Source organism: Bradyrhizobium agreste, from assembly GCF_016031625.1.
Taxonomy (GTDB): domain Bacteria; phylum Pseudomonadota; class Alphaproteobacteria; order Rhizobiales; family Xanthobacteraceae; genus Bradyrhizobium; species Bradyrhizobium agreste.
Window position 1 is genome coordinate 56,922 of sequence record NZ_JACCHP010000038.1, and the last position, 8,747, is coordinate 65,668.

Below are 8,747 nucleotides of genomic sequence, written 5' to 3' on the forward strand. Positions count from 1 at the left end.
ATCCGTCGAAGCCACCCAAGGTGGCCGCAGGAGCTTCGTTACCGACCATGAAAATCGATACGCTCTCAGTCGACTTTACCGACGAGCAGAAACGCTATCTCGAAGGCTTCACCACCGGCCTGCAGATCAGCCGCGTCGGCCGCGGCCTTGGTGGCGGCAGCGGCAAGGCGACTTCCGAGCCGACCGGCCCCGATGCCGTGCACATCAAGGCCCAGGACAAGGTGATCGCGGCGGGCAAGAAGCTCGCCGACCAGGAGAAGTTCAAGCGCGACGAGCATCCCTTCGACGCCTATCCGCGGCTTCGCCAGCAGGCGCTCGACAATGCCCCGCCGAGCCCGGCGGACAATTTCCGCTGGCGCTATTACGGCATCTTCTACGTCGCGCCGACGCAGGACTCCTACATGTGCCGCCTGCGCATCCCCAACGGCATCATGAAGCATTGGCAATTGTCGGGCCTGGCCGATCTCGCCGACGAACTCTGCGGCCCCTACAGCCACGTCACCACGCGCGCCAATCTCCAGCTGCGCGAGATTCCGCTGAAGCATGCGATCAGAATGATCGAAGGCGTCCAGGAGCTCGGCCTGTGCTCGCGCGGCTCCGGCGCCGACAACATCCGCAACGTGACGGGAACGCCGACCGCGGGCATCGATCCGCAGGAGATCATCGATACGCGGCCCTATGCCCGCGAGTGGCACTACCACATCCTCAACGACCGCACGCTCTACGGCCTGCCGCGCAAGTTCAACGTCGCCTTCGACGGCGCCGGCAGGATCGCGGTGCTGGAAGAGACCAACGACATCGCCTTCACCGCCTATGAAGTGAAGGACGGCTTCGGCGTCGAGCCGGGGGTCTGGTTCCGACTCGGCCTCGGCGGCATCACCGGCCACAAGGATTTTGCGAAATATTCCGGCATCATCGTCAGGCCGGAGCAGGCGACCGCCGTTGCCGACGCCATCGTGCGCGTCTTCATCGAGCATGGCGACCGCACCAACCGCAACAAGGCACGGCTGAAATACGTGCTCGACGCGATGGGCCACGACGGCTTCCTCAAGCTGGTCGAGGAGCGCTTGAAGACGCCGTTCACGCGCGTGCCGGAAGAGGCGTTTCTCCCGCGCCCGGCGGCGGATCGCATGGCTCATATCGGCGTGCACAAGCAGAAGCAGGACGGCCTCAACTGGATCGGCGTGTCGCTGACGCTCGGCAAGCTCACCTCCGATCAGATGCGGGGCCTCGCCAAGGTCGCGCGCGATCTCGGTGACGGCGAGATCCGCCTCACGGTCTGGCAGAACCTTTTGATATCAGGCGTGCGCGAGGAGAACGTCGAGCTCGCCATTGCCGCGATCAAGCAGATCGGGCTTGCGGTCGAGGTCTCGCATATCCGTGCCGGACTGATCGCCTGCACCGGCAATGCCGGATGCCGCTTCGCAGCGGCGAACACCAAGCGCCATGCCGAAGAGATCGGCGACTGGTGCGAGCCGCGCGTTGCGATGGACAAGCCGGTCAATATCCATGTCACCGGCTGCCATCATTCCTGCGCGCAGCATTACATCAGCGACATCGGCCTGATCGGCGCGCGCGTGCCGGTCGGCGAGGAAGACACGGTGGAGGGCTATCACCTCTTCACCGGCGGCGGGTTCGGTCCCGATGCCGATGTCGGGCAGGAGGTCTATCACGACCTCAAGGCCGAGGACGCGCCGAAGACGGTCGAACGACTGCTCAAGGCCTATATCGCCAACCGCTCGTCTCCCGACGAAACCTTCCTGTCTTTTGCGCGCCGCCACGACGGCGAGACGCTGCGCAAGCTGGCCGATGCACAGGTGTCCGCATGAACCAGATCACCCCTCCGCCGAAACTCGACCTCATTCCCGCCAGCGCACCGTTCTCCGATGCGCAGCGCTCCTGGCTGAACGGCTTCTTTGCCGGACTGCTCTCGCCTGACGTCGCAACGCCGCTGTCGGCAGAGCAGGGCGCCGCGGTCATGCCGGCCGGTGACGGCGACGACGGCGAAGCGCCGTGGCACGACCAGACCATGCCGATCGCCGAGCGGATGAAGCTTGCCGAAGGCCGTCCCCTGCGCCGCAAGATGATGGCGGCGATGGCGCAGCAGGATTGCGGCCAGTGCGGCTACAATTGCCACGATTATTCGGAGGCGATCGCGAGCCGCAGCGAAGCGCGGCTCAATCTCTGCGTCCCCGGCGGCAAGGAAACCGCGCGGATGCTGAAGTCGCTCTACGAGGAGCTCGACAAGGCGCCGGCGGCCAAAACCGCCGACAAGACCGCCGGCAAGGCCGACGCTCCGGCGCCGGCCGTGACCGTGACGATCGCAGAGCCCGGGCGCTCGCGCGACAATCCGGTGCAGGCGACGTTCCTGTCGCGTCGTCTTCTCAACAAGGGCAAGTCTGAGAAGGAGACCTATCACATCGAGTTCGATCTCTCCGAGAGCAAGCTCGACTACGTGGTCGGTGACAGCTTCGGCGTGTTCGCGCGCAACGACGTCGGCCTCGTCGACCAGGTCATCGCACTGCTCGGCGCCTCCCACACCACCAAGGTGAACGGCAAGACGCTGCGCGAGGTGCTGATCGACGACGTCTCGCTGTCGCCGGCGCCCGACACGCTGTTCGAGCTGATCTCCTTCATCACCGGCGGCGCGCAGCGCGAGAAGGCGCGGGCGCTGGCGCAGGGCGAAGATCCCGATGGCGATGCCGCGACGCTCGACGTGATGGCGGCGTTGCAGAAGTTTTCCGGCATGCGGCCGCATCCCGAGGCCTTCGTCGAGGCGCTGGAGCCGCTGCAGCCGCGGCTCTACTCGATCTCGTCCTCGCACAATGCGACGCCGGGAAAGCTGTCGCTGACCGTGGACTCCGTGCGCTACGTCATCGGCAAGCGCAAGCGGCTCGGCGTCGCCTCGACCTTCCTCGGCGAGCGGATCAACGAGGGCGAGAAGCTCAAGGTCTATGTGCAGAAGGCGCACAATTTCGGCCTGCCGCAGGACCCGAAGACGCCGATCATCATGGTCGGTCCCGGCACCGGCATTGCGCCGTTCCGCGCCTTCCTGCTTGACCGCAAGGCGACAGGCGCGCCGGGCAAGAACTGGCTGTTCTTCGGCCACCAACGCAGCGATTGCGACTTCTTCTATCAGGACGAGCTCAACGCGATGAAGACCTCGGGTCTGCTGACGCGACTGTCGCTGGCCTGGTCGCGCGACGGCGAGAAGAAGTTCTACGTGCAGGACCGCATGCGCGAGGTCGGCCGGGAATTGTGGACCTGGCTCGCCGAGGGCGCGCATCTCTACATCTGCGGCGATGCCAAGCGCATGGCCAAGGATGTCGAACGCGCGCTGGTCGACATCGTCGCCCAGTTCGGTGCGCGTTCGACCGATGAGGCCGTCAGTTTCGTCGCTGAGCTCAAGAAGACCGGGCGCTTCCAGGCGGACGTTTACTAGCCTGCTGTCGCTCCACCGTCATCCTGGCCGGTTCCAACTGGCTCGGATTTGAACGAATAAGATTCTCGGAACCAGCACCTGGAGAGAATTTGCATCTGCGATGTGGGGCCATCAGAGAAGGCGCATCGCTATTTTCGCCACCGTCTTGCCTCCCGCCCTGGTTGATCCCTCATACTCCCGCAAATGGGGCGTTGGAGATCGACCATGCGCGAACTATCGGCGGAAGCCAGGCTGCACTTCTACGCGCGCTCGCTCTCGCGCCGGACCGGGGCGAGCATGCACCACGTTGCGATGTACAGCGCGTTTGCGATCATTGCCGCCATCGTGTTCGGGACGCTGTCGGTGCATCCGTTTTAAGATTCACGCCCCGCGCTTGAACGGCGCGACCTCAATCCCCGCAGCCTTCAACGCCTGACGCAACGTCCGCGCGATCTCGACCGCGCCGGGCGTATCGCCGTGGATGCAGACCGTGTCCGTGCGCATCTTGATGACCTTGCCGGTGACTGACACCACCGCGCCGTCCTGCACCATGCGCACCACGCGCTCGGCGATCGCCTTGGCATCGTGCAGCACCGCGCCGGGCTTCTTGCGCGAGACGAGGTTGCCGTCGTCCTCATAGGCGCGGTCGGCGAACACCTCGTGCACCATCGGCAGGTTGGCCTCTTCGCCGGCCTTCACCAGCTTCGAATTGGCGAGCACGACGAAGATCAGGCCGGGATCCACCGCCTTGATCCCGGCGGCGATCGCCTTCGCCGTCATGTCGTCCTCGCAGGCGACATTGGAGAGCGCGCCGTGCGCCTTCACATGGGTAACCTTGTGGCCGGCCGCGGTCGCGATCGCCTGCAGCGCGCCGATCTGGTAGGCGACGAGGTTCTCGATCTCGGAGGACTTGAGCCCTGCGATCGGATGCCGGCCGAAGCCGTGCAGGTCGCGATAGCCGGGATGCGCACCGACCGAGACGCCGCGCGCCTTCGCCAGTTCCACCGTCCGGCGCATAATGTCGGGGTCGCCGGCGTGGAAGCCGCAGGCGACGTTGACCGAGCTTGCCAGCTCGATCATGGCGGCATCATTGCCCATCTCCCACGCGCCAAAACCTTCGCCGAGGTCGCAATTCAGATCGACTGTCTTCATGGGTTGCTCTCCGCCTCTGGTCTGGTTGTCGCTTACGGCTCCGCCGTGACCTGCCACGTTCCGGCATCGACCGCGCTGACCGCATAGCCCGCCACGTTAGCATCGCTGAGGGCCTCGATGTTGAGCGCAACGATGTCGGAGGCGCGCAGGCGATCGGGCAGGCTACGGATCGCTTGCGCGAACTTGCGTGCCTCGTCCTGGGCTTCGGCCATGCTGACAGCCTTGAAGCGGAACGCGGTTCCGGCCGAGGTCTGGGCGAGGCGGCCGATATCGGCCGTGATCACGGTTGCGATCTTCGGATAGCCGCCGGAGGTGCCGCGATCCATCATCAGCGCGATCGGCGCGCCGTTGCCGGGCACCTGGATGCTGCCGTTCACCGTGCCGTCGGAGACGATGTTGTGGCCGTGGAGATGCTTGATCGCGGGGCCCTCGAGGCGGTAGCCCATGCGGTCTGAGGTCGCCGAGATCTTCCACTCGCTGTTCAGAAACAGCGCCTTGTTGGCCTCGTCGAACTCATCGTCCTGCGGCCCGAGCAGCACGCGTATCGGACCTGTCGCCGGCTTCGGCAGCTGGATGCGCAGCTCCGGTGCACCGCTGGCAGCATCGACATCGAACTCGTCGCCGGCCTGGAGCGGGCGCGGATAGGGGCTGCCGAGGCCGGCGCGCGCGTTCACGGCGAGGCTGCCGAACACCTTCTCGCCCTTGATGGCGCCTTCGATGGCGAGATAGGTGAAGGCGCCGCCGCGGGCAAAGCCGAGCGTCAGCGTCTCGCCGTCCTTCAGCGTCACTGATGTGTCCATCGCGACCGGGCTGCCGGCGACGTCTGCGTTGCGCGGCGCGCCGGATATCGCCACGCGCACGGCGCCGTCGCGGGCGGTGAAGGACGCGCCGAACGGGCCGATCTCGATGGCGGCCGCGAACGGCTCGTTACCGACCAATGTGTTCGCCGCCGCAAGCGACAGCCGGTCCATCGCCCCGCTCACCGTCAAGCCATAACGCTGCGCGCCGTGGCGGCCGCCGTCCTGGACCGAACTGGCAGGGCCGATGCTGGCAACGACGAGGCGGCTCATGCGTCCACCTGCTCGGCGACGATCTCGCCGGCTTCCGCGGCGCGATCCATGTCCTCGAATGTCTTGTGGTCGATGGCGTAGAACGTGACGCGATCACCGGGCTCGGTGAGGAAGGTCGGATTGCGGTGGAGCTGATAGGTTCGCACCGGGGTGCGGCCGAGCAGGTGCCAGCCGCTCGGGGCGGCCAGACACTGGATGCCGGCCTGGACGCCACCGATTGAGATCGTGCCGGCCGGAGTCAGCACCCGCGGCGATTGCCGCCGCGACATGTGCAGGAATTTGTCGAGGCCGCTGAGGTAGGACCAGCCCGGCGTGAAGCCGATCATGGCGACCTTGTAATCGCCGCCCGAATGCCGGGCGACAATGTCATCCGGCGTGGTGCCCAGCGTCTTGGCGACGTCCTCGAGGTCGATGCCGTGCTCGCCGCCATAGGCGACCGGAATGCGCCAGCGGCGCGCTTTGGTGACCGGCGGCAGCGGCCGGGTGGCGATGGGGAGGATCTTTTCGCCCAGCGCATCGAAGCCGATCTTGTCGGGATCGTAGTGGACCAGCAGCGAGCGGTAGGTCGGCACGGTCTCGGTGATGCCGTCGATGGAGCTTGCCGCGAGCGCCTTGTCGAGCGCCAGCACGCGCTGGTTGGCATCGTCGTCGATGGTGCGGCTGAACTCGACCGTGACGGCACTGTCGCCACTGGGCAGAAGGCGGGGCGGGGGAAGCGTCGCGGCCATTGAGCTGTCAGAGCGCTGTCGTGATCGGGCTTTCTCGGGAATGCGGGCTCGACCTTGAGTTCCGCGTGTCCCTGCTTCGCGTAAATGTGCCCGCAAGTCCAATAAATTAATCCAAGGGCGCGCGATAAACCCTTGTTATCGCGTCGCATAACAGCTCGGCGGCCCTGCGTAATTGCTAGCCTCTTGGGCCTTGACGCAAAGCTTGCGGCTCGCAAGATGCGCGCGTTCTGTCCCGCACCTCGGAGCTCGTTCTCGTCCATGTCGCTGTCCCCCGAAGCCCGCAAGACCCTCGCCGGCATCACCACCGCCACCATCACCACGGTCCTGCTGAAGAAGGGCCTGCGCAATGTGTGGATGCGCGGCGCGCGTCCGCTGCGCCCGGGTCTGCCGCGGCTGGTGGGGCCGGCCTTCACGCTGCGCTTCGTGCCGGCGCGCGAGGATCTGGCGACGCCGGAATCCTGGTCGTCGCCGATCTCGACCCGCACTGCGATCGAGGCGATGCCCGAGGGCTGCATCGCGGTGGTCGACGCCATGGGCATCACCGATGCCGGGATCTTCGGCGATATCCTTTGTGCGCGCATGGTCAAGCGCGGCGTCACCGCGCTGGTCACCGACGGCGTGGTGCGTGACGTCGAGGGCGTGCTCGGCACCAATTTGCCGGTGTGGTGCGACGGCTATGCCGCGCCGCCTTCCGTTGCGGGCCTGACCTTCGTCGGCTGGGGCGAGCCGATCGGCTGCGGCGGCGTTGCGGTGTTCCCGAACGACATCGTGGTCGCCGACCAGGACGGCTGCGTGCTGATCCCGCAGGCGATGCTCGACCACGTCCTCGCCGAGGGCGTCGAGCAGGAGCGGATGGAAGCCTGGATCGTGAACGAGGTGAACAACGGCGCGGTGCTGCCCGGCCTCTATCCCATGAACGCCGAAACCAAGGCGCGCTACGCCGCCAGCAAGAAGTAACGGAAGCGAGGACCCCCATGGAGATTACAGTCGCCGGCACGCGGCCGACCCGCCGCGCGCCCAATGAACACTTCACCGGCACCGTGTGGCAGGACCCCGTCATCATGGCGCCCGCGCCGGCGCGGCTGAACTGCTCGCGCGTCGCGTTCGAGCCGGGCGCACGCACCAACTGGCATCACCACCCGCTCGGGCAGACGCTCTACGTCATCTCCGGCGTCGGGCGGGTCCAGTCCAAGGGCGGGCCGATCCGCGAGATCCGCCCGGGCGACACCGTCTGGATTCCGCCCGGTGAAGTGCACTGGCACGGCGCCTCGCCAACCAACGGCATGTGCCACATCGCCATGCAGGAAGCGCTCAACGGCGTCTATTCGACCTGGCTGGAGCCGGTCACCGACGCGGAGTATGGGGCGGCGCTGGGCTGACGCTCTCGTGTCCCGGACAAGACGCATCGCCCATGGCGATTCGTCGCCGATCCGGGACCCAGATCTTCCAGCGACCAAGATGCTGGGTCCCGGCTCTGCGCGGCAACGCTGGCGCGTTGCCACTTGTCCGGGACACGGAAGCTCACATCTTCTCCGCCGTCCAGGTGCCCGTGCACATCGCGCCGCGCCAGGTGCCGGAGCCGGACGCGCCGCTGAGCCGGCCGAAGCCGACGGCACGCTTGATGCCGGTGCTCATGGTGACGTTGACGTTGCCGGCCTCGGCGACGCGCCCCGACGCGGTCACTGCGGCGCTGCTCGAGGCGATCTGGCCGTTGTTGATCCCGATCGCGACGGTCGCCCCGTTGCCGCAAGCCTGGCTCGAAGAGGCAATGCGGACATTCCATGCGCCGTCGAAGCTGCTGGTCGCAGCGCCTGCCTGCGTGAGCGGGAAAGCGATGGCGACAACGGTGGCGAAAAGGCCCTTGCGAAATCCAGTCATGACATGCCCCTGCGGTTGACGACGCGGGGGATCGTGGCATCGGCGAGGAACCGGCGATGTGAGGGCTGTCACGCCAGCGGCTGGCTCTGTGAGATAGCGCACGTCGCCGCGGACAAAGCAAAGGGGCCCGGATCGCGGGCCCCTTGTTTTGGTCAGCGCGCCGGAGCCGAGCTCAGTTCACGCGCGTCCAGGTCTGGCCGCCGCAGAACATGCCGCCGAAGGCGCAGCCCTGCACGCGCAGCCGGTCGGTGCCCTTCATGGCGATCGTCGAATCGTAGGTCGAGCCCGAGTTGGGGTCGAGGATGCGGCCCGACCATTTCTGGTCCTTGCCCGGCTTCATGTTGATCAGCACCTGCTCGCCGTTCTGGTTCGACTTGCTGTCGACCGAATAGCCGCAGAGGTTGGTGCCGCATTGCTCGATGCGGACCTTGCCTTCCCTCTCCTCGGTGAGCCAGACGCCGACCGGCGAATTGAGATCGCGGGTGGGCGCAGCCGCAG

The 8,747-nt window shown here is 66.4% G+C and carries 10 protein-coding genes; 5 read left to right on the forward strand and 5 right to left on the reverse strand.

Features of this window, described 5'->3' with window-relative positions; genetic code table 11:
- Positions 1 to 47: 47 nt before the first annotated feature.
- The 3 genes from HZZ13_RS35085 to HZZ13_RS35095 all read left to right on the forward strand — a co-directional run bounded on the left by HZZ13_RS35085 (position 48) and on the right by HZZ13_RS35095 (position 3,799).
- Entirely contained in the window at positions 48 to 1,829 is a 1,782-nt protein-coding gene (locus HZZ13_RS35085) for a NirA family protein (protein ID WP_197963993.1), read from the forward strand.
- Positions 1,826 to 3,442 carry a sulfite reductase subunit alpha gene (locus tag HZZ13_RS35090; protein ID WP_197963994.1) on the forward strand — a complete coding sequence of 539 codons (1,617 nt, stop codon included), beginning with the start codon at positions 1,826 to 1,828 and terminating at the stop codon, positions 3,440 to 3,442. Before HZZ13_RS35085 ends, HZZ13_RS35090 begins: the two co-directional genes overlap by 4 nt.
- A 204-nt stretch (positions 3,443 to 3,646) precedes the next feature.
- Positions 3,647 to 3,799 (forward strand): hypothetical protein, encoded by a 153-nt coding sequence (locus tag HZZ13_RS35095; protein WP_197963995.1) that lies wholly within the window; start codon positions 3,647 to 3,649, stop codon positions 3,797 to 3,799.
- A gap of 3 nt (positions 3,800 to 3,802) precedes the next feature.
- Here the strand turns inward: HZZ13_RS35095 and HZZ13_RS35100 are convergent, their stop codons facing one another.
- From HZZ13_RS35100 to pxpB, 3 genes are read right to left on the reverse strand one after another with little or no spacing between them, the layout of a single operon-like run.
- Positions 3,803 to 4,573 carry a LamB/YcsF family protein gene (locus HZZ13_RS35100; RefSeq protein WP_197963996.1) on the reverse strand — a complete coding sequence of 257 codons (771 nt, stop codon included), beginning with the start codon at positions 4,571 to 4,573 and terminating at the stop codon, positions 3,803 to 3,805.
- Positions 4,574 to 4,605: 32 nt separating this feature from the next.
- Positions 4,606 to 5,643 (reverse strand): 5-oxoprolinase subunit C family protein, encoded by a 1,038-nt coding sequence (locus tag HZZ13_RS35105; RefSeq protein WP_197963997.1) that lies wholly within the window; start codon positions 5,641 to 5,643, stop codon positions 4,606 to 4,608.
- Positions 5,640 to 6,371 carry a 5-oxoprolinase subunit PxpB gene (gene pxpB, locus HZZ13_RS35110; RefSeq protein WP_197963998.1) on the reverse strand — a complete coding sequence of 244 codons (732 nt, stop codon included), beginning with the start codon at positions 6,369 to 6,371 and terminating at the stop codon, positions 5,640 to 5,642. Before pxpB ends, HZZ13_RS35105 begins: the two co-directional genes overlap by 4 nt.
- Before the next feature lie 258 nt (positions 6,372 to 6,629).
- Between pxpB and HZZ13_RS35115 the strand changes: the two genes are divergently transcribed.
- Complete coding sequence (locus tag HZZ13_RS35115) at positions 6,630 to 7,328, forward strand: ribonuclease activity regulator RraA (RefSeq protein WP_027550912.1); 699 nt, start codon at positions 6,630 to 6,632, stop codon at positions 7,326 to 7,328.
- Positions 7,329 to 7,345: 17 nt separating this feature from the next.
- Positions 7,346 to 7,750: a (R)-mandelonitrile lyase gene (locus HZZ13_RS35120; protein ID WP_197963999.1), complete on the forward strand. Its 405-nt coding sequence runs from the start codon at positions 7,346 to 7,348 to the stop codon at positions 7,748 to 7,750.
- 142 nt (positions 7,751 to 7,892) lie between these two features.
- Here HZZ13_RS35120 and HZZ13_RS35125 read toward each other — a convergent pair whose 3' ends face one another.
- Both HZZ13_RS35125 and HZZ13_RS35130 read right to left on the reverse strand, forming a co-directional pair.
- Positions 7,893 to 8,249, reverse strand: a complete 357-nt coding sequence (locus HZZ13_RS35125; RefSeq protein ID WP_197964000.1) for a hypothetical protein — start codon at positions 8,247 to 8,249, stop codon at positions 7,893 to 7,895.
- 172 nt (positions 8,250 to 8,421) lie between these two features.
- Positions 8,422 to 8,747: DUF2147 domain-containing protein (locus HZZ13_RS35130; RefSeq protein WP_197964001.1), on the reverse strand; the 326-nt coding region annotated here is incomplete at its 5' end.

Coding starts and splice junctions, on each gene's coding strand:
- HZZ13_RS35085 (WP_197963993.1), top strand. CDS start 48: ATGAAAATCGATACGCTCTCAGTCGACTTTACCGACGAGCAGAAACGC.
- HZZ13_RS35090 (WP_197963994.1), top strand. CDS start 1,826: ATGAACCAGATCACCCCTCCGCCGAAACTCGACCTCATTCCCGCCAGC.
- HZZ13_RS35095 (WP_197963995.1), top strand. CDS start 3,647: ATGCGCGAACTATCGGCGGAAGCCAGGCTGCACTTCTACGCGCGCTCG.
- HZZ13_RS35100 (WP_197963996.1), bottom strand. CDS start 4,573: ATGAAGACAGTCGATCTGAATTGCGACCTCGGCGAAGGTTTTGGCGCG.
- HZZ13_RS35105 (WP_197963997.1), bottom strand. CDS start 5,643: ATGAGCCGCCTCGTCGTTGCCAGCATCGGCCCTGCCAGTTCGGTCCAG.
- pxpB (WP_197963998.1), bottom strand. CDS start 6,371: ATGGCCGCGACGCTTCCCCCGCCCCGCCTTCTGCCCAGTGGCGACAGT.
- HZZ13_RS35115 (WP_027550912.1), top strand. CDS start 6,630: ATGTCGCTGTCCCCCGAAGCCCGCAAGACCCTCGCCGGCATCACCACC.
- HZZ13_RS35120 (WP_197963999.1), top strand. CDS start 7,346: ATGGAGATTACAGTCGCCGGCACGCGGCCGACCCGCCGCGCGCCCAAT.
- HZZ13_RS35125 (WP_197964000.1), bottom strand. CDS start 8,249: ATGACTGGATTTCGCAAGGGCCTTTTCGCCACCGTTGTCGCCATCGCT.